This is a genomic window from Clostridium neonatale (genome assembly GCF_001458595.1).
Lineage (GTDB): Bacteria > Bacillota > Clostridia > Clostridiales > Clostridiaceae > Clostridium > Clostridium neonatale.
Window position 1 is genome coordinate 316,323 of record NZ_LN890328.1, and the last position, 18,224, is coordinate 334,546.

21 protein-coding genes are annotated in these 18,224 nt (G+C 27.1%); 17 read left to right on the forward strand and 4 right to left on the reverse strand.

Annotated features, from left to right (window positions below; genetic code table 11):
• Nucleotides 1-395 precede the first annotated feature (395 nt).
• Both BN2920_RS08525 and ndk read left to right on the forward strand, forming a co-directional pair.
• The gene (locus tag BN2920_RS08525; protein WP_058294595.1) at nucleotides 396-1,811 is read left to right on the forward strand and encodes a glycoside hydrolase family 1 protein; all 1,416 of its coding nucleotides are present in this window, start codon (nucleotides 396-398) and stop codon (nucleotides 1,809-1,811) included.
• 614 nt (nucleotides 1,812-2,425) lie between these two features.
• On the forward strand, nucleotides 2,426-2,833 hold the full coding sequence (ndk, locus tag BN2920_RS08530) for a nucleoside-diphosphate kinase (RefSeq protein ID WP_058294596.1): 408 nt from the start codon (nucleotides 2,426-2,428) through the stop codon (nucleotides 2,831-2,833).
• A gap of 506 nt (nucleotides 2,834-3,339) precedes the next feature.
• Here ndk and BN2920_RS08535 read toward each other — a convergent pair.
• Complete coding sequence (locus tag BN2920_RS08535; RefSeq protein ID WP_058294597.1) at nucleotides 3,340-3,576, reverse strand: hypothetical protein; 237 nt, start codon at nucleotides 3,574-3,576, stop codon at nucleotides 3,340-3,342.
• 208 nt (nucleotides 3,577-3,784) lie between these two features.
• Here BN2920_RS08535 and BN2920_RS08540 point away from each other — a divergent pair, with 208 nt between their 5' ends.
• From BN2920_RS08540 to BN2920_RS08555, 6 genes are all read left to right on the forward strand, one after another.
• Entirely contained in the window at nucleotides 3,785-4,342 is a 558-nt protein-coding gene (locus BN2920_RS08540; RefSeq protein WP_058294598.1) for a hypothetical protein, read from the forward strand.
• Between the two features lie 381 nt (nucleotides 4,343-4,723).
• On the forward strand, nucleotides 4,724-5,053 hold the full coding sequence (locus BN2920_RS08545) for a hypothetical protein (protein WP_058294599.1): 330 nt from the start codon (nucleotides 4,724-4,726) through the stop codon (nucleotides 5,051-5,053).
• A gap of 62 nt (nucleotides 5,054-5,115) precedes the next feature.
• Nucleotides 5,116-5,292, forward strand: coding sequence for a hypothetical protein (locus BN2920_RS21710; protein ID WP_172437790.1), 177 nt, complete (start codon nucleotides 5,116-5,118; stop codon nucleotides 5,290-5,292).
• 15 nt (nucleotides 5,293-5,307) lie between these two features.
• Entirely contained in the window at nucleotides 5,308-6,666 is a 1,359-nt protein-coding gene (locus BN2920_RS08550) for an FAD-binding oxidoreductase (protein ID WP_172437791.1), read from the forward strand.
• A 202-nt stretch (nucleotides 6,667-6,868) separates the two neighbouring features.
• A complete protein-coding gene (locus BN2920_RS21715) occupies nucleotides 6,869-7,039 on the forward strand; it encodes a hypothetical protein (protein ID WP_172437792.1) in 171 nt (56 codons plus the stop codon).
• Nucleotides 7,040-7,262: 223 nt separating this feature from the next.
• Nucleotides 7,263-7,694, forward strand: a complete 432-nt coding sequence (locus BN2920_RS08555) for a GNAT family N-acetyltransferase (RefSeq protein ID WP_058294601.1) — start codon at nucleotides 7,263-7,265, stop codon at nucleotides 7,692-7,694.
• A gap of 136 nt (nucleotides 7,695-7,830) precedes the next feature.
• Here BN2920_RS08555 and BN2920_RS08560 read toward each other — a convergent pair whose 3' ends face one another.
• Nucleotides 7,831-8,445, reverse strand: a complete 615-nt coding sequence (locus tag BN2920_RS08560; protein WP_058294602.1) for a LysE/ArgO family amino acid transporter — start codon at nucleotides 8,443-8,445, stop codon at nucleotides 7,831-7,833.
• Nucleotides 8,446-8,952: 507 nt separating this feature from the next.
• Here BN2920_RS08560 and BN2920_RS08565 point away from each other — a divergent pair.
• The 3 genes from BN2920_RS08565 (at nucleotide 8,953) to BN2920_RS08575 (ending at nucleotide 11,796) form a co-directional block, all read left to right on the forward strand.
• Complete coding sequence (locus tag BN2920_RS08565; RefSeq protein ID WP_058294603.1) at nucleotides 8,953-9,252, forward strand: hypothetical protein; 300 nt, start codon at nucleotides 8,953-8,955, stop codon at nucleotides 9,250-9,252.
• Nucleotides 9,253-9,595: 343 nt separating this feature from the next.
• A complete protein-coding gene (locus BN2920_RS08570) occupies nucleotides 9,596-11,101 on the forward strand; it encodes a hypothetical protein (protein ID WP_058294604.1) in 1,506 nt (501 codons plus the stop codon).
• Between the two features lie 128 nt (nucleotides 11,102-11,229).
• Nucleotides 11,230-11,796 (forward strand): adenylosuccinate synthetase, encoded by a 567-nt coding sequence (locus BN2920_RS08575; protein ID WP_268259406.1) that lies wholly within the window; start codon nucleotides 11,230-11,232, stop codon nucleotides 11,794-11,796.
• Nucleotides 11,797-11,917: 121 nt separating this feature from the next.
• On the opposite strand, the gene BN2920_RS08580 is transcribed toward BN2920_RS08575, so the two are convergent.
• The gene (locus BN2920_RS08580; protein WP_058294606.1) at nucleotides 11,918-12,307 is read right to left on the reverse strand and encodes an ACT domain-containing protein; all 390 of its coding nucleotides are present in this window, start codon (nucleotides 12,305-12,307) and stop codon (nucleotides 11,918-11,920) included.
• Nucleotides 12,308-12,483: 176 nt separating this feature from the next.
• Here BN2920_RS08580 and BN2920_RS08585 point away from each other — a divergent pair, with 176 nt between their 5' ends.
• Nucleotides 12,484-12,753 (forward strand): hypothetical protein, encoded by a 270-nt coding sequence (locus BN2920_RS08585; protein WP_058294607.1) that lies wholly within the window; start codon nucleotides 12,484-12,486, stop codon nucleotides 12,751-12,753.
• A 466-nt stretch (nucleotides 12,754-13,219) separates the two neighbouring features.
• Nucleotides 13,220-13,390, forward strand: a complete 171-nt coding sequence (locus tag BN2920_RS21720; RefSeq protein WP_172437793.1) for a hypothetical protein — start codon at nucleotides 13,220-13,222, stop codon at nucleotides 13,388-13,390.
• A gap of 118 nt (nucleotides 13,391-13,508) precedes the next feature.
• Here BN2920_RS21720 and BN2920_RS08590 read toward each other — a convergent pair whose 3' ends face one another.
• Entirely contained in the window at nucleotides 13,509-14,687 is a 1,179-nt protein-coding gene (locus BN2920_RS08590) for a right-handed parallel beta-helix repeat-containing protein (protein WP_058294608.1), read from the reverse strand.
• A 665-nt stretch (nucleotides 14,688-15,352) separates the two neighbouring features.
• On the opposite strand from BN2920_RS08590, the gene dhaK reads away from it, so the two are divergent.
• The 4 genes from dhaK to BN2920_RS08610 are packed head-to-tail and all read left to right on the forward strand — an operon-like array spanning nucleotide 15,353 to nucleotide 18,142.
• Nucleotides 15,353-16,348, forward strand: coding sequence for a dihydroxyacetone kinase subunit DhaK (dhaK, locus tag BN2920_RS08595; RefSeq protein WP_058294609.1), 996 nt, complete (start codon nucleotides 15,353-15,355; stop codon nucleotides 16,346-16,348).
• 28 nt (nucleotides 16,349-16,376) lie between these two features.
• Nucleotides 16,377-17,012 (forward strand): dihydroxyacetone kinase subunit DhaL, encoded by a 636-nt coding sequence (gene dhaL, locus BN2920_RS08600; protein ID WP_058294610.1) that lies wholly within the window; start codon nucleotides 16,377-16,379, stop codon nucleotides 17,010-17,012.
• 3 nt (nucleotides 17,013-17,015) lie between these two features.
• Nucleotides 17,016-17,402 carry a dihydroxyacetone kinase phosphoryl donor subunit DhaM gene (gene dhaM, locus BN2920_RS08605; RefSeq protein WP_058294611.1) on the forward strand — a complete coding sequence of 129 codons (387 nt, stop codon included), beginning with the start codon at nucleotides 17,016-17,018 and terminating at the stop codon, nucleotides 17,400-17,402.
• 35 nt (nucleotides 17,403-17,437) lie between these two features.
• Nucleotides 17,438-18,142: an MIP/aquaporin family protein gene (locus BN2920_RS08610; protein ID WP_058294612.1), complete on the forward strand. Its 705-nt coding sequence runs from the start codon at nucleotides 17,438-17,440 to the stop codon at nucleotides 18,140-18,142.
• Nucleotides 18,143-18,224 lie beyond the last annotated feature (82 nt).

Sequence of the window (18,224 nt, forward strand, 5' to 3'; positions counted from 1 at the left end):
TGCTTATTGACACTATCAAAAAAATATGATATCCTTATCATAGATTTATAAAACAGGATTGTTACTGGTAAAGCAGGCTATACCTAAGAGATTTAGAAATTATTTTTCTATATTTCTTAGGTATTTTTTTATAAATTTTATATAAAACTATTACGATTATACNTATTAAAATATAAGTGCTGCTTATTGACACTATCAAAAAAATATGATATCCTTATCATAGATTTATAAAACAGGATTGTTACTGGTAAAGCAGGCTATACCTAAGAGATTTAGAAATTATTTTTCTATATTTCTTAGGTATTTTTTTATAAATTTTATATAAAACTATTACGATTATACATATTTTATCATTAGCGCTATGAAGATATAATCTTAAATTAGGAGGAGTAATTATGGCAATTAAATTTCCAGAAGGATTTTTATGGGGTGGAGCAACAGCTGCAAACCAATTCGAAGGAGCATATAACGAAGATGGCAAGGGATTATCAATTCAAGATATTATGCCACATGGTATAAAAGCACCATTAACAGATGAACCAACAGAAGATAATATGAAGCTTATAGGAATAGACTTCTATCACAGATACAAAGAAGATATAAAGTTATTTGCAGAAATGGGCTTTAAGACTTTTAGATTATCTATTGCATGGTCAAGAATATTCCCAAATGGTGATGATAAAGAACCAAATGAAAAAGGATTACAATTTTATGATAATGTTTTTGATGAATTAGCTAAGTATGGAATTGAACCACTTGTTACAATTTCACACTATGAAACACCTTTAGCACTTGCTAAGAATTATGATGGATGGACTAACAGAAAGCTTGTTGGATTCTTTGAAAATTATGTGAGAACAATTTATACAAGATACAAAGATAAGGTTAAATACTGGCTTACATTTAATGAAATAAATTCAGCACTTCACTTTCCATATATGAGTGCAGGAGTATGGACACCAAAAGAAAAGTTAAGCAAGCAGGACTTATATCAAGCTATGCACAATGAATTAGTAGCAAGTGCATTAGCAGTTAAAATAGGTCATGAAATAAACCCAGAATTTAAGATTGGATGTATGATACTTGGTGTACCGAACTATCCATTAAGCCCAAGACCGAGTGATGTACTAAAGGCTATGGAACAAGATAGAGCTAATCTTTTCTTTGCTGATATTCATGCAAGAGGAGAATATCCAAGATATATGAATAGATACTTCAAGGAAAACAATATAGAAATCAAAATGGAGCCAGGTGATGCAGAAATACTTAAGAACACAGTAGATTTCATTTCATTCAGCTACTACATGAGTTCATGTGCAACAGCTGACCCAGAAAAGAATAAGGCTGGTGAAGGTAACTTAATTGCAGGAGTACCAAATCCTTATTTAGAAGCATCAGACTGGGGATGGCAAATTGATCCAGAAGGCTTAAGATATATTCTTAATTTATTATATGACAGATATCAAAAACCATTATTTATAGTTGAAAACGGATTAGGTGCTGTTGATGAATTAATTACAGATGAAAATGGAAATAAAACTGTAAATGATGATTATAGAATAAATTACTTAAATGACCACTTAGTTCAAGTTTATGAAGCAATTGAAGATGGTGTTGAACTTATGGGATACACTACATGGGGATGTATTGACTTAGTTAGTGCATCAACTGCTGAACTTAAAAAGAGATATGGATTCATTTATGTAGATAGAAATGATGATGGATCAGGTACTCTTGAAAGATATAAGAAAAAGAGCTTTAATTGGTACAAAGAAGTAATAGCTACTAATGGTGGAAGCTTAAAAAGATAAACTATAAGATTTCAAAATAAAATATTATTTAAAGCTAAATAAGTTTATATGGTTTTATCTTTAAATAATTTAAAAATAAATATAGCATAAAGCATTAAATTTAACACAATATTTATATAAATAAACAAATAGAAAATGTAAACCATAAAAAGTAACTTTAATATAAAATAGTCTGTAAATAAAAAGTATAAACTCATAAACCATAATAATAGAAAGTGGGCTATCGCGTTAAGAATTAGTGCGAAGCTCCTTTTTATTACAAAAAATAAATCAAAACTCTAAAAGCTTATGATTTGTAGTAAAATATTTTTATGGAAAAAGAAAATATTTTACAAAAGATTATGTAATTAATCAGAAGTTTTATCAATTAAAACTTCAATTAAATATTGATTGTATTAAAGAAGAGATATGTATTTAAAGATTTGTAACGTATTCTCTTATTGATTTATTAAATAAATTAGAATTATAAAAATATAAATCTAAATGATAACCTTGTAAAATAGGATTATATCAGAGCCAAGCAGTTGTTAAAGCTATAACTTTTAATATATAATGACCATGTTATTTTAGTAATTATAATATTATTAGCAGTAATAAGCGCAGCAGGAGGAAACATGCAAAAACAACAAACTTTAGTCCTATTAAAACCAGACGTATTACAAAGAAATTTAGTTGGTAAGGTATTATCAATTTATGAAGAAAATGATTTAAAGATAGTAAAGATGAAAATGTTAGATGCAACATTAGAGCTTGCAAAAGCACATTATGAAGAACATGAAGGAAGAGAATATTACGATAGATTAATTGAATATATAACAAGTGATACAATTGTGGCATTAATTCTTGAAGGTGAAAATGCAATAGAAAGAGTTAGAGCGTTGAACGGACCTTTTGATATATCTAAGGCAAAAGAAGGAACAATAAGAAAGAAGTATGCAATAAGTAATAATATCAACTGTGTTCATGCTTCAGATTGTATAGAAAATGCAGAAAGAGAAATGAATATTTGGTTTCGAGAGTAAAGTAATATATAAGTAAACCAATCTATAAATATAAAATATAATTAATAAAAATCCACATATAAAAAACTGATAAATTCAGTTTTTTATATGTGGATTAACAATTTTTTAATACTGAAAATTTGATATAATCCAATTTTCAGTATTTTATTATTTAAATTTTTATTTCCAATTTTAAACAATTTTATAACACGAACTAAACATTTTTCAATGTTTTGAATGGAATATAATAAAATTGTTAAAAGAATTCATTAACAATACTTAATAATCCTAGGTAAAAAGGCACAGTGTAACAGTTGGAAGATTATATGACTTTTAATTAATAAAATCCCTAATGTAAAAGATAATTGAATTAAAAAGGAGAGAAAAATATGTTATTAAAAAAAGGATCAACTCCATAATATATTTTTGTACCTATTATTTTTTTAATATCTTCAGTACTATAAATTGTTACAGGGCCAGAAGCTGCTGTACCGGTGATGGTCCAATCACCAAAAATATTTCATCATTTATTGAGTTATCATTTTTGCTATTGGTCTCTGTAGACTTTTTATTATCTTTATCTGAAGTCTGTAAAGACTCATTACTAGTTTCCTTTTTTTCATTTGTTTGAGATACATCTGCAGTTTCTTTTTTATTTTCTTTATTATCATTTGCTTGTCTTCATTATTAATTTGAGCTTTATTACATCCAGTTATAAATGCGCATATTATAAGTGGAAGTATTATTAATTTTATTCTTTTCATTAGATTCCTCCATAAAACAGCATATGCCAAATAATACCATTTAATTTTTATTGAGGCAATAATTTAAAAAAATAGAAATATATATGTTATTTATTGAATATTAATCTGAAAAGTAATATAATTTTTAAAAGGTATTGTTATATTTTGCTAAATTTGTATTTATGATTTTTTTATTATTTAATTAATTTTTAAGATAGAAGGTGTTTATTTGACGGAGATAGACTATACTATTTCAAAGGAAGAATTAATAGATTTTCATATGGGACATGTTGAGGAAACTAAAGTTTTTAAATATCAGATGATTTCTAATTTTATTTTTATTATTTTAGTTATTTTATTAGGTTTTTTAGTTGCAATTGCTCTTATTAAAGACCCATTATCAATTGTAATATATATAGTATTTTCGTTTATAATTATGTTATTTAGAAAAAAGATTATTATGCATAAGCTTAGAAAAAAGTTTTTTAAAATATATTCTTTTGATAAATATCAAAATTTATTTGAACAAACTAAATTAACTTTTGTAGAGGAAGGATTAAAAGTTAACACTAAATTTGTAGTGAAAATTTATAATTGGAATTCTATTAAGAGCATACATTCACTAGATAATTACATACTTGTAAGAACAGTTAATAATGAAGATTTATTGATTCCAATATTCTCTTTTAAACCTATTGAAAATAAACAGATTTTTTTAGATACTATAATTAATAATACAAATTTAGAATTAGAAAAAGAATATCCTAAGGATATAAAATATCTTTAAACTGAGAATAGATTTTTATGAATATTTAAAAGAAGAATTTTGAATTAGACTAAGCTATATTGAATTAAATTTTTTATTTATTCAATATAGTTTATTTTATTTAAACAACATTTATGGTATGAAAAATCAAAATAATGACAGTTAAACTGCGTAAAATTAAAGTAATAATGTTCTATGGAGTTAAGTAAAATACTTAAAAAATTTAAGAATAGCAAATTTATGTTGTATAATCTATATAAGAAATGAGTGAAGTAAGTTGTAAATTATAGTGAATAATTAATAAAGAGCTATGTTCAAAATTTATTAAGGTCTTTTAGGAGCGTTGAAAATAAATTATAATACCATTATTAAAATATTTATAAATTAAAGGATGTAAAAACTATGAAGGAAGAAAGATTCACAGAACTAGATAAAGATGATTCAAAAAGATTTATACCATGTAAGCAATATAAATGGCTTAATGATATGAATGCAGAATATAGTGAATATAAGTTTTTTCTAGAAAAGCTTAAATACAATAAAGAAGTAAAATATATTGAAACAAGAGATATGGTTTATATTGCTGCATCAGATTATATATATAAAGACATAAAGTTTACTATGATAGTTGATTTGGATTATGAAAGTGTAGATTTTCTTGTTGAGGATATTGAAAAAGTAGAAATAATAAGAAATTTTATAGAAGAAATTATAAAAGACAGTTTATTATAAAAAATTGTAGAAAAAGTTTATAATATAAGTAAATCAATATTTACTTATATGGAGGAATGAATATGGTATGTGGGTGTAGTTTACCAGATAAATGTCCAAAGTGCGGAGTGCTTTTGGAGAGAGAACGTAAGTATGATGGAGCATATATAGTTATTGAAAGAGTATGTAAAAATCCAAAGTGTGATTCTAATTATAGAATAAGAGAAGAGAAAATTAATAGCTGTGATATTGAAATATAGATTATGGAGAAAAATATGGATAATATAAATTTAAATTTAAATTTAAATCAATTAGAAGGAAAAATTATTTTAAAAGATAATATAGATTATGAAGAATGCAGATTGTCATGGAATAGAGCAATTGATGCTTATCCAAAAGCAATTGTTTATTGTTTTAATAAAGAAGAAGTTTCAAAAAATATAAAGTGGTGCAGAGAGAATAAAGTTGAGTTCAGAATAAGAAGTGGTGCTCATAACTATGAGGGATATTCAACAGGGAATGATTTGATTGTACTTGATGTAAGCCAAATGAAAAAAATAGATTTAGATGAAGAAAATAAAAAGGTAACATTAGAGGGTGGAGTAACAAATAGAGAAGCATGTAAAATCCTATGTTCAAAAGGATATGCATTTCCAGGTGGAGGATGCCCTACAGTAGGAGTTGCAGGTTTCACACTTGGTGGAGGCTGGGGATATTCAAGCAGATTTTTAGGACTAGCATGTGATAGCTTAATCGAAGTAGAGTTTGTAGATTATAAAGGTGACATAATTATTGCAAATGAACATATAAATAAAGACTTATTTTGGGCAAGCAAAGGATGTGGTGGTGGAAACTTTGGAGTTGTAGTTTCTATGACATTTAAGCTTAAAGAAAAAGTTGAAAATGTAACTTTAATTGATCTTGAGTATTTTAATTTGGAATCTGATAGGCAAGTAACTGTAGTAAAAACTTATCAAGATATGTTTAAAAATCTAGATAATAAGGTTAATTTTAAGATGGCAATTTATAATTCAAAGAAAAAAGGAAGAGGAATAAAGCTAATTGGATTATATTATGGTGAAAAAGAAGAAGCTCACAATATTTTAAGACCACTTATAGATTTATGTTATGATGAAACTTTAAATTTAACATATACAAGTATATTTGAAGCAAATAGAATAATTCAAGACAGCCATGCAGATTATGAAAAATATAAATCAACAGGAAGATTTATTTATAATGACTATTCAGAAGAAGAAATAAAAGAGATAATTAAAATTTTAGATAATGCTGCAAATGGAGCAGTTTATGCAGCTGTAACATTTTATGGACTTGGCGGTGCAGTAATTAATAAAACCAAAGAAGATGGTGCTTTTTATTATAGAGATGCAAAATTTATAATGGGCTTCCAAAGTGTATTTGAAGAAGATAAATATAAAAAAGAAAACATAGAATGGATATTAGAAAAATTTAAATACATAAAATCTATAACAAAAGGATCATTTATTAATTTCCCATTAGTAGAGCTTGAAGATTATAAACATGAATATTATGGTGATAATTATGAAAAGCTGAAATTTATAAAAACTAAATATGATCCTAATGATGTATTTGCATTTGAGCAAAGTATATAACTAATAGGTGACATTCACCTCTCGAAAAATGTCAGAATTATGAATAGAATCATATTTATCAACAAGTATAGAAAAAATTTCTACTAGAATAATGAGATAGTACGATGTATAATAATTTAAACGTACTATTTTATTATTTTTTTAAATTTTAGTACCGAAATATAAAAAACGAATTGTATTATATATAAAAGGGGGTGAGAAAATGGGAAATATAATGAAAATAAACTTGTATGCAGAAACTAAAAAGGCGCATAATAAAAAGATTTGTTTAAAAAATGTAGAAAAAAAGATTATGCAATATAATAAGTGGCTAAAGCAAACTAATAGAGAGGATAAGGTTGAAACTTATGAAGAGTTTTTGCAAGCACAATAATAAAAAATAAAGAGGTAAATTAGGCAGGGATGTTTAATTTACCTCTTTATTTTTTATGTTTAAATATATAGTTATGTACGTAGAAAAAAAGTGTCATAATTGCTTACAAGATTAAAACCACAATATACATCTAATTATAATTGTGTGGATCTTTAAAAATAGTAAGAAAAAAGTATACTAAATTTAAGTTAGTATGAATTAGATATATATTAGGAGATATAATATGGAAAAATATAATATTGAAAAAAGTAGTGACAAAGAATCAGAGTTAATAATAGATAAGCTGATAAATTACAATTTATCTAAGGTGCCCAATACTCAGAAAAAATCATTCATATGGATAAACAGAGTTATTAAAGATAATCATGGAGGAATCATTGCAGGGATAAATAGCAAAATGTATTGCTGGAACTGTTTATATATAGATTCTTTATTTGTTGATGATAAATATAGAAATAAGGGACTGGGAAGAAAGCTTTTAGAAGAAATTGAGATGATAGCAAAAGGAAATAAGTGTAAATTAATTCACTTAGATACATTTGATTTTCAAGCAAAAGATTTTTATTTAAAGCAAGGTTACGAGATATTTGGAGTCTTAGATCAGTGCCCAGAAAATCACAAGAGATACTATATGAAAAAGAATATAAATTCTTAAATTCTTAAGAATTTTAGAACTTAAGAATTTTAATGAAACTTCACTTATGTCATTTTGCAAAAACACGATTGCATTTGCTATTGGGTATTCATACAAAATGCAGGATTTAGAATACTGACTTAAAGAGTAATAAAATTTATAAAATAAGCTTTAAAAAATTATAGGCAAGCTTAATTCCATAATAAATAATCACAGAACCGCAGACCATGTTAATAATCTTTAAAGTTTTTTCATTAAATGATTTACTAAATATACTGACAATGCTTCCAAGGCAAAAAAACCACATAAAAGATGAAATACATACTCCAAAGATAAAATATGATGTCATATGTGATGGAAGAGTTGTGCTAAGTCCGCCAAAAAGCAAAGTACTATCAAGAAGAGCTTGAGGATTAGCCCATGTAACTAAAAAACAAGAAATTGTTGTTTGTATAAAATTTTTTTCTATATTAATTGAAGAATACAGTGAAGGAGTACTTTTAATTAACTGAATACCAATCATTATTATTGTAATTGAACCAGCCAAAAGAATTATTAATTTAAATAGTGGAAATTTATTTATTAAAAATCCTATACCAAAGAAGCATGCAAGACTTAATGAAATATCAAAAAATATTGTAGTAAATACAACCATATACATTTGAGATCTTTTTCTACATAGAGCACTATTTATCACATATAAATTTTGCATTCCTATAGGTGCAAGATAGGCAAGTCCAATTGTAAAACCTCTCAATATTGTTTTTAACATAAAAATCATTCCTTATTAGTAGTATAAAATTAAGTTAATAATAGATATATTTATTGAATGATATTATTTTTCAATAGAAAGAACTCTTATAGAATTTTCTATTTCATTCTTATTATTGTTTAATGCCCAATCTAGAATGTTTTCATCTCTCTTTAATCTACATATAGCAAAGCTGTCCTTTAATAATTTTAATGATAATATTGCGTTTTACATTGAAAAATCTCCTCTCATGTTTATAAATTTAGTTTTAAAGACTTTAATATATTTCTTATACACAAACTCATAGTATCATCATATCATTTAGCTGTATCCAGCCATTTTTAATATCACATTATTCAAAATAATAAATGATTTTTGTGATATTTTTTATGCACAAAATATGGATTTTGAGTAGTAATTAAAAAATTTTCCTTGAAACTTGAACATGATATATTTACAATTTATGTTATAATATAACTTATAATCTCAAAAAGATTTGTAATAAAGTTATAGAAAGTAGTGAATAAAATGAGACGAATCCAAACCTATGAGTTTAAATTAAGTGTATTTCTACTCATTGTTGTTACTTTTATTGTACCAGCTAATATAAGACAAAATGGAACGTTAATAGTATATAACTTTGGATTTCCATGTAACTATTGGTCAATATACCAAGGGAGTGAAGGAAGTTATATACTTTTTGATAATCTATTTAATGGAAATAGGGGGATGGATATCAATATATTGAGTTTATTCTTTAATATAGTTATTATTTATGCATTAGTAATACTATTAAAGAAAATATATATAAAATTTATCAACGATTAAAAATAAATAGCAAAATTGTAAAATCGTATTATCAAGATATGTAATTCATCATGAATTTGAAATACACCAAGCCCTAACATTGGCATTTCTATACCATTATTTAATTTTACATATTGCATCTTTGTCACCTGGTTTATATATTTGATATTAATATATCATAAAAGAGTGTACAACTTTAGAGGTACTCGAAGTCGAATGTTTTTTAAAATTATTTTAAAACTTATTGGTATTAGATGAAAAAATTTTTATTAACAACAATGGATTAAGCTAACGTTAAGATAAGAATACTATTGTTAAACCATAGACTATATAACAATTGAGTAAAATTTAGGAGGATTTAAGTATGGTATCTAAAAATGTAAAGAGATTAATTGGTATATTTTCAGTATTTTCTATAATAGGAACTGGTTTATTAAGCGCCACTGTAGCTAATGCTGCAACACAATATGCTACGCCTTATTATGAAAATGTGCAGAATAAAGTGAATAGTAATTCTGATTCTGTAAATGAAAAGACTAATGGTAAACCGCCTGAAATGCCACAGGGAGGACAAAATGGACAAATGCCTAATGGTGTGTTCAATGTTGATAAAGGAAGTTCAGTAGAGTCTACAGCAGTAATGTCTATTGATGGAACATCTGAAACTAAAAGCAAGGAAGAAGTTACAGCTACGAAGGCAAATGAATCAGCTATAAAAGTGACTAATGGAGGTTCTTTAACAATTTCAGATTCCAAATTGAACAAGACATCTGGTGAGATGACAGTTGAAGAAGCTAGTGATTTCTTTGGTGCAAATGCAGGCTTTTTAGCTAATGAAGGTTCAAATGCAACACTTGATAATGTAAATATAAATACGACAGTAGCTGGTGGAAATGCTGTATTTTCAACTGGAGAAGGAACAAAAGTTACTGTTAAAGATTCTGTAATAAATACAACAGGAGACCATTCGAGAGGACTAGATGCTACTTATCAAGGTGAAATTAATGCTGATAATGTTAAGATAAGCACAGCTGGGGCACATAGCGCAGCAGTTGCTACTGACAGAGGAGAGGGAACTGTTAGTGTGAATAATAGCACTCTTAATACATCTGGAGAAGGTTCACCATGTGTTTATTCAACAGGAGATATAAATGTTTCTGATAGTAAAGGTAAGGCCACAGGATCTTCTATTGCTGTTATAGAAGGCAAAAATTCAATTGAATTAAATAATTGTGATTTAACTGGATATGCAATTGGAAGAGGTACAGGTGGTGTTGATGATGCTGGAGTAATGGTTTATCAGAGTATGTCAGGAGATGCTGATAATGGTGTGGGAACTTTTTCAGCTTCAGATTCAAAACTTACTATTGATCCTGCTTCAGGTAAATATAGCACAGCTCCAATGTTCTTTGTAACAAATACAGAAGGTGTAATTAACCTAACAAATACTGAACTTTCATTTGGAAGCGGAAAACTTCTAAATGTAGCTGGAAATAATGGTGAATGGGGAACAAAAGGAGCCAATGGAGCAGATTTGACATTTAATGCGGATAATCAAAACTTAGAAGGCTTAATAACAGTAGATAAGATAAGTACTTTAAAACTTAATTTAAAATCTAGTACATTAAAATCTACAGTAAATAGCGCAAATTCTGGAAAAGAAGTAGACATATCATTAGATAAGAATAGTACATGGAATGTAACAGGAACATCATATGTTACAGTTTTAACTGATGAAGATACTTCTCTTGATAATATAAAAGATAATGGAAATACAATATACTATGATAGCAGCAATAGCAGCAATTCATGGCTTGAAGGCAAAACTATAACATTAAATGATGGAGGAGTATTAACTCCAGCAGAATAAATAATAAAAAGCATAATGTGATAAATAAAATGGAACTTATAGGATAGGTACTAATAAAAGAAAATCTATCTTATAGGTTCCATTTTAAAATTCGTGATGCTTTTTGTTATTTTAAAAGTTTTTCTAAGATAGCAAATGATTTTGATACCTTAATATTTGAAGGTGCGCAGGGATTAATGTTGCATCAAAATTATAAATATTTCCCTCATGTAACACCTTCAAATACTGGCATTGAAAATGTTATTGAGCTACTATATGATGAATTTAATGATGAAGAAACAAGGCAGGCTGTTGATATTGAGGCTATATATATTACAAGAAGCTATTTAACAAGACATGGAGCAGGTCCAATGCCAGATGAATTAAAAGATAAACCATATGAAAAAATAGAAGACTTAACAAATATACCTAATAGATATCAAGGAACTTTAAGATTTGGATTATTAAATTTAGACTTATTAAAAGAAAACATTGAGGCAGACTTTAATAAATCATTAAATAGTAAATTTAAAATAAGAAAATCTTTAGCTATAACTTGCCTTGATCAAATAGATGATAAAGCTCTATATATTAAAGATAAAAGAAAAGTAAGTTCTGAAGTTAATGTATTTATTGAAGAAATAGCTAGAATAATAGATGCAGATAAATATTATTTAAGCTATGGAGATAACAAAGAGGACATAGAAGTTAGATAAATTAAGAGCACCTTAAGATATTTGAGATTTAAAGGTGAACTTTTAAAAATATTATTTCAAATATTTAAACGAGGTAAATTAGGAATATACATTTAATTTACCGCGCTCAAATGATAATTATTTAAATTAGGATTTCATAGCTTTCATTAGAAAGTACTTCTATAGCATGAGGAATATCAGTATTTTTAACAAGTATATAATCCGTATCATATGTAGAAATTGCAAATATACTTATTTTCGATTTTGCTAGAATAGTACTTATTTTTGATAGTATGCCAATTAATGAAAAATCCAGAGGACCTTCAATTTTGAGGGCTTTAAAATCATCTTTATGTTTTATATCTTTTGGAACAGATTCTTGAGAGCATACAATTGATAATTCGTCTTCTGTTTTTGTTATAGAATAAAAATCACTAGTATTTATCCAATCAGGAATTACCTCATTTTTATTTAATCTACAGACAGCAAAAGTTTCTTTTAATAATTTAAGTGTTAGTGTTTTTTCTGACATATTTAAATTCATCCTTTCATTTACCAATAATATTACCAATCATTATAAGCTTATATTTAATATTTTGAAAGAAAAATTAAGGAACTTAAGAGTATGTTAAGAAAATCTTAATCTATTTGACAAACACCTGACATAAACATTATTTAATATATATAGTATAGAAAGGGTGTTGATGTATGATAAATGAAAATAATCAAATGGAAATAAGAAAAGATATTACAATAGAAGATAAAGAAATATTAAGTAAAGCAGTTGATGGAATAAATGGATGGGATTTTAATCCTATTGCAGTAATTACAAATGGATATGATGAGTATTATTTCATATGCAAAGTTAAGACGATAATTGAAAATCTGCAAATGAAAATTGCAAAAATATCTATAAAAATAAATGAAAGAATCCCTAGATTACTTGGAATAGAGGAAATACCTGAGAGTATTGGTTGAAAGGTTGATACTTTGAATAAAAAAGAAGAGAATTAGAGAAGATTATATGGATAAAAATAAAGTTACAATAGAAAAAACGATAAAGTTGCTAAATATATCAAAATTTTATATATTTTTAAGATAAAATTTTGATATATGGCTATAATATAATTATGGATATAATTAATATAAATTGTGATTAATTAAATTAATTTCAAAAGTAATATATATAAGTTCCAATAATTGATTTACATATAAATTTAAGAAATCTTGAAAAGATTTCAACCATCATTGTAAATTGTTAATTAGAACATATATAATAAGCTAATTTTTACTTGTTATTTTTTAATAAAATGACTTAACATTCTTAATTTTTTTAAAATCGAAAAAATTAAGAATGTTAAGTAAAGGTTTACTAATTTGACAAAATGCTGACACAAAAATGGATTATTATTAGGATATGAGGAATTGAAAGAGAGGTGAGAAGATGGGAAATATAATTAAGATTAATATGTATGCAGAATGTAAAGGTAAACAAATTAATAATTTAAAGCTTGAACAGTTAGAAAAATATATTTTGAAGTACAATACATGGCTAAAAGATACCAATAGAGAGGATAAAATAGAAAATTATGAAATGTTTTTACATGTTAATTAATTATTTTTAAAGGCAGGAGAAATATTTGAATTTCATCCTGCCTTTTTATTATTTAGGAGATATATTTATATAAGAGCAGAGAACAGAGCTATTATTTGAGTTATAAATTATTTTTAGATTATTTGCTAAAAGTGTTATTATTAATAGTACAATCATCAAATTTAACACTTTCTTTATTGTCTACTAAAGAATCACATGTGTTCTTAGTTATTTCTGAGTTTCTTACTATTATTTTACTGTCACATTTACCAAAGTAGTCTGTTGTTTTAAATAAGCATATATTTTCATCATTGAATTCTGAATTTGATGATTTTGAATTATTCTTAATTACACATGAATCAAACAATATATCTGATTTGTTTGAGGTTTCTATAAAACTCCACATGAAATTATTATTATTTGCAAATTCACATTTCTCAAATGTAATGCCTTTTCCACCATCTATCATTACTATATTACTATAGGCTTCATGATCAATGATTTTATTTTCTACAAATTTAATATCTGAAGAATCATAAATCTGTATTGCACGCAAAGAACAATGATCTATTAAACAATTTGATGCTTCAAGTTTACTTACATTGTGTAAGTCCAATCCAATACTTCCGCAGCCATATAGATGTGAATTTGCAATTGAAATATTATTACTATTAGTAAACTTCAATACTCCTGCATTACATTTATATTTTGCTGGTGTGTGGCCTGCAACAATATTTTTTATAGTAATATTTTGGGCGTTAGAAAAATTCATTATATTAGCAAAACGTGGAGCTACTTTAATTTCTACTTTACCTGCCTCTGCACCTTCAATAGTAAGATCATGAATTCCTATTATATTCAATTCATCACCATCATTTACTGGTATATACTTTACACAAGAATCTGAATTATTAATTTGTTTTACATCTGATAAATTATATACTCCTGGTTTTAATATGATTTTTTTATTGGAGCCTATAGAATTAACAAATTCCTGAGCATTTCCAACAGTAACCTCAGTAATTTTTGATTCAGTTGATTTATTAGAATTATTTAATGTATTTGTAATCCAGGCACCATCAGATCCTAGCTTATATCCACCAATTATTGTATCATGAGCCATATATCCATTAGAGTAAAAATAATACCATTTTCCATCGATTTCTTTCCAGCCTCTAGAATATGAATTATTTACTGTATACCACCAGCCTGTAGTATCTTTTTTCCATGCAGCATTGGTTTTCATTGGAGTTAATGAAAATAAGCAGGCTGTTACTAATGAAAATGTCACGGCTTTTCTTATATTTAATTTTATCATTTTGATTATGCTCCCTTCTTGTATTTATTTACTATTTTACCATAATAATAAATAGTGGGATGAATTATTAAAATTTTTAAGAGGAATTTAAGTTTAACTGATAAAGATTTTTTTACTGATATATTTAATTTGTTGTAAAAAATACTATATCCGTTAAGCTAACGTTAAGATAAGATAAATATAATAATTATTACAAGGATGTGCTGAAAGTATTTTTCATTTCATTACTTAAATATATTTATCACAGTAATATGTAGATATGAACTCCCCTATGTCTATCTACAACAATAATATATTTACCCTAGAAGGCAGTATATAAATTTTTATATACTGCCATTTTAATCTTCATAATAAGCTTATTTATAACATATAATTTATTGTAATGATAATTATCTTTAATTAAACTTTGATGCCTAAATAATAATATTAAATTTTTCTTGAAAATATCATTGACATAAAATTACAGATGTGTTTTAATAAAAGGGAAGAAAACGTTTATATGAATAAAAATATAATTATATGCAGGCTATGAGAATTAGAGAATAAGCCGCATAAAACTACATTCATTATTAAAGTAATAAATAAGTTCTACAATATTACTTTATTTTGAAAGTGTTTTATGCGGCTATAATTATTTATTAAGAAAAAAGAGTGGAGGAAAAAATATGAAAAAACTAATTAATGATCCTAACAATGTTCTTAATGATATGATTGATGGTATTGTAGCAGCTTATCCAGAGTATGTAAAGAAATTAGAAGGTTTTAACGTTATTGTTAGAAATGAAAAAAAGAAAAATAAGGTAGCATTAGTTAGTGGAGGTGGCAGCGGACATGAACCAGCACATGCTGGATATGTAGGATATGGAATGTTAGACGGAGCAGTTTGTGGCGAAGTATTCACATCACCAACTCCAGATCAAGTATATGAAGCAATCAAAGCCACTGATGATGGAGAAGGAGTATTACTTGTAATAAAAAATTATACTGGAGATGTCATGAACTTTGAAATGGCAAAGGAAATGGCAGAAATGGATGGAATCAAAGTTGAAGAAGTTATTGTAAACGATGATGTAGCTGTAGAAAATAGTATTTACACAGCAGGAAGAAGGGGAATAGCAGGTACTGTATTTGTTCATAAAATAGCTGGAGCTAAAGCTGAAATGTCAGGAAGTTTAGAAGAAGTAAAAGCAGTTGCAGAAAAGGTAATAAGTAATGTTAGAACTATGGGAATGTCATTATCTTCATGCATAATACCAGCAGTGGGTAAGGCAAATTTTGAGATAGGTCATGATGAAGTAGAAATTGGAATGGGCATTCATGGTGAGCCAGGAACTCATAGAGAAAAAATATCTTCAGCAGATAGTGTAGCTGAGCAGCTGATGAGTAAGATTTTTAGTGATATAGAATTAAAGGGTGGAGATGAGGTTAGCGTTATGATTAACGGTTTAGGCTCTACTACTAATATGGAATTGTTCATAGTTAATAAAAAAGTAAATGAAATATTAAAGGATAAGGGAATAGAAGTATACAAAACTTTTGTAGGAGAATTCATGACATCATTAGAAATGGCAGGTTGTTCAATTTCAATTCTAAAGCTTGATGATGAATTAAAGGAGTTATTAGAAGATTCTGCAGATACACCAGCATTTAAGAGTTTATAGTATTATTCTATTTTGGAGGCAATAAATCATGGTAGATGCAAAAAAACTTAAAGAAATATTTTTAGATATTGGAGAGGTTATAGAACAAAATAAATTATATTTAAGTGAGCTTGATGGAGCAATTGGTGATGGAGATCATGGACTTAATATGTCTAAAGGGTTCAAGGCTCTTAATGATAAGATGAGTCAAATTGATACTGATGATATATCAACAATTTTAAAAACATGTGGAATGACATTAGTTAGTACTGTTGGGGGTTCTTCTGGGCCGCTGTATGGTACTGCCTTTATGAAGGGAGCATTAGTAACGGTAAATAAAACAAGCCTAGATGTTAATGATTATATGAACATATTGCAGCAGGCATTAGATGGAATAAAAGCAAGGGGGAAATCTAAGGAAGGTGAAAAAACTTTAATAGATGCATTGTTACCTGCGATTACAGCAGGAAGTAAAGCTTTATCACATAATAAGACTGATAAAGAGATACTAAATGCAATAAGTGAAGCAGCAAAAGATGGAATGGAAAAAACAATTGATATTATAGCAACAAAAGGAAGGGCAAGTTATTTAGGTGAAAGAAGTAAAGGTCATCAAGATCCCGGTGCTACATCAATGTATTTGATTCTAGACACAATAACAAAAAAGGTATTAGGAGAAAATTAAAATATGGTTGGGATAGTGATTGTTTCACATAGTGAAAAAATAGCAGAAGGTGTAAAGGAAGTAGCTGAGCAAATGGTTCCAGAGGTGAAAATATATTCAGCAGGTGGAACAGATGATGGAAGAATAGGAACTGATGCTATGAAAATTTCTGCTGCTATAGAAAATGCATTTGATAAAGATGGTGTTATATTATTGTTTGATCTAGGAAGTTCACTTATGAATGCTGAGATGGCAATAGAATTTTTAGATGAAGATATTAAAAGTAAAGTAGAAATAATAGATGCTCCATTAGTAGAAGGAGCTATAGTTGCCGCAGTATATGCCAGTATGAATAAAACCATTGAAGAGATAAAAGATAATTTAAAAAGTATGTCATTAAATAAATATTAAATAAATATTAATTATGGAGAGGAAGAGATTTTATTATGACAATCTTTATGGCAGAAATGATAGGGACATTATTACTTATCCTTTTAGGAGATGGCGTTGTTGCAAATGTTGTCTTAAAGAATTCAAAAGGTTCAAATTCAGGATGGATGGTTATAACAACAGGATGGGCAATTGCTGTTGCGGTTCCAGCGCTAATATTTGGTTCATATAGTGGTGCACATTTTAATCCAGCACTAACTATTGCATTTGCAGTTATTGGAAAGCTAGATTGGAGCTTAGTGCCAATTTATCTTGCTGGACAACTTATAGGAGGATTTTTAGGCGCAGCTTTGGTATTTATTCAATATTATGATCAATTTAAAGCTACTGATAATAAAGCAGACAAGCTTGGAGTATTTGCAACAGGTCCAGCAGTAAGAAATACTACATTAAATTTAATAAGTGAAATTATAGGAACAGCTGTATTAGTTTTTGGTATATTAGGAATAGGCGCTCAAGATATTGCAAGCGGACTTGGAACTTTATTTGTAGGTCTTTTAATTTGGGCAATTGGTTTAAGTTTAGGTGGAACAACAGGATATGCTATAAACCCTGCTAGAGATTTAGCTCCAAGAATTGCACATGCATTACTTCCAATTCCAGATAAAGGTGATTCAGATTGGGGATATGCTTGGATTCCGGTTATAGGACCTATTGTAGGTGGAGTTTTAGGTGCATTAATATATACAATGTTGGTATAAACAAGAAAAAATCAGCATTATACTGTAAGGTGTTGAAAAACCAATTTGACAGGTAAATACAAATATGTAATACTCAAATAAA

Coding starts and splice junctions, on each gene's coding strand:
- BN2920_RS08555 (WP_058294601.1), top strand. CDS start 7,263: ATGGAAAAATATAATATTGAAAAAAGTAGTGACAAAGAATCAGAGTTA.
- BN2920_RS08545 (WP_058294599.1), top strand. CDS start 4,724: ATGAAGGAAGAAAGATTCACAGAACTAGATAAAGATGATTCAAAAAGA.
- BN2920_RS08525 (WP_058294595.1), top strand. CDS start 396: ATGGCAATTAAATTTCCAGAAGGATTTTTATGGGGTGGAGCAACAGCT.
- ndk (WP_058294596.1), top strand. CDS start 2,426: ATGCAAAAACAACAAACTTTAGTCCTATTAAAACCAGACGTATTACAA.
- BN2920_RS08585 (WP_058294607.1), top strand. CDS start 12,484: ATGATAAATGAAAATAATCAAATGGAAATAAGAAAAGATATTACAATA.
- BN2920_RS08560 (WP_058294602.1), bottom strand. CDS start 8,445: ATGTTAAAAACAATATTGAGAGGTTTTACAATTGGACTTGCCTATCTT.
- dhaK (WP_058294609.1), top strand. CDS start 15,353: ATGAAAAAACTAATTAATGATCCTAACAATGTTCTTAATGATATGATT.
- BN2920_RS08550 (WP_172437791.1), top strand. CDS start 5,308: ATGGATAATATAAATTTAAATTTAAATTTAAATCAATTAGAAGGAAAA.
- dhaM (WP_058294611.1), top strand. CDS start 17,016: ATGGTTGGGATAGTGATTGTTTCACATAGTGAAAAAATAGCAGAAGGT.
- dhaL (WP_058294610.1), top strand. CDS start 16,377: ATGGTAGATGCAAAAAAACTTAAAGAAATATTTTTAGATATTGGAGAG.
- BN2920_RS08610 (WP_058294612.1), top strand. CDS start 17,438: ATGACAATCTTTATGGCAGAAATGATAGGGACATTATTACTTATCCTT.
- BN2920_RS21710 (WP_172437790.1), top strand. CDS start 5,116: ATGGTATGTGGGTGTAGTTTACCAGATAAATGTCCAAAGTGCGGAGTG.
- BN2920_RS08535 (WP_058294597.1), bottom strand. CDS start 3,576: ATGAAAAGAATAAAATTAATAATACTTCCACTTATAATATGCGCATTT.
- BN2920_RS08580 (WP_058294606.1), bottom strand. CDS start 12,307: ATGTCAGAAAAAACACTAACACTTAAATTATTAAAAGAAACTTTTGCT.
- BN2920_RS21720 (WP_172437793.1), top strand. CDS start 13,220: ATGGGAAATATAATTAAGATTAATATGTATGCAGAATGTAAAGGTAAA.
- BN2920_RS08590 (WP_058294608.1), bottom strand. CDS start 14,687: ATGATAAAATTAAATATAAGAAAAGCCGTGACATTTTCATTAGTAACA.
- BN2920_RS08570 (WP_058294604.1), top strand. CDS start 9,596: ATGGTATCTAAAAATGTAAAGAGATTAATTGGTATATTTTCAGTATTT.
- BN2920_RS21715 (WP_172437792.1), top strand. CDS start 6,869: ATGGGAAATATAATGAAAATAAACTTGTATGCAGAAACTAAAAAGGCG.
- BN2920_RS08565 (WP_058294603.1), top strand. CDS start 8,953: ATGAGACGAATCCAAACCTATGAGTTTAAATTAAGTGTATTTCTACTC.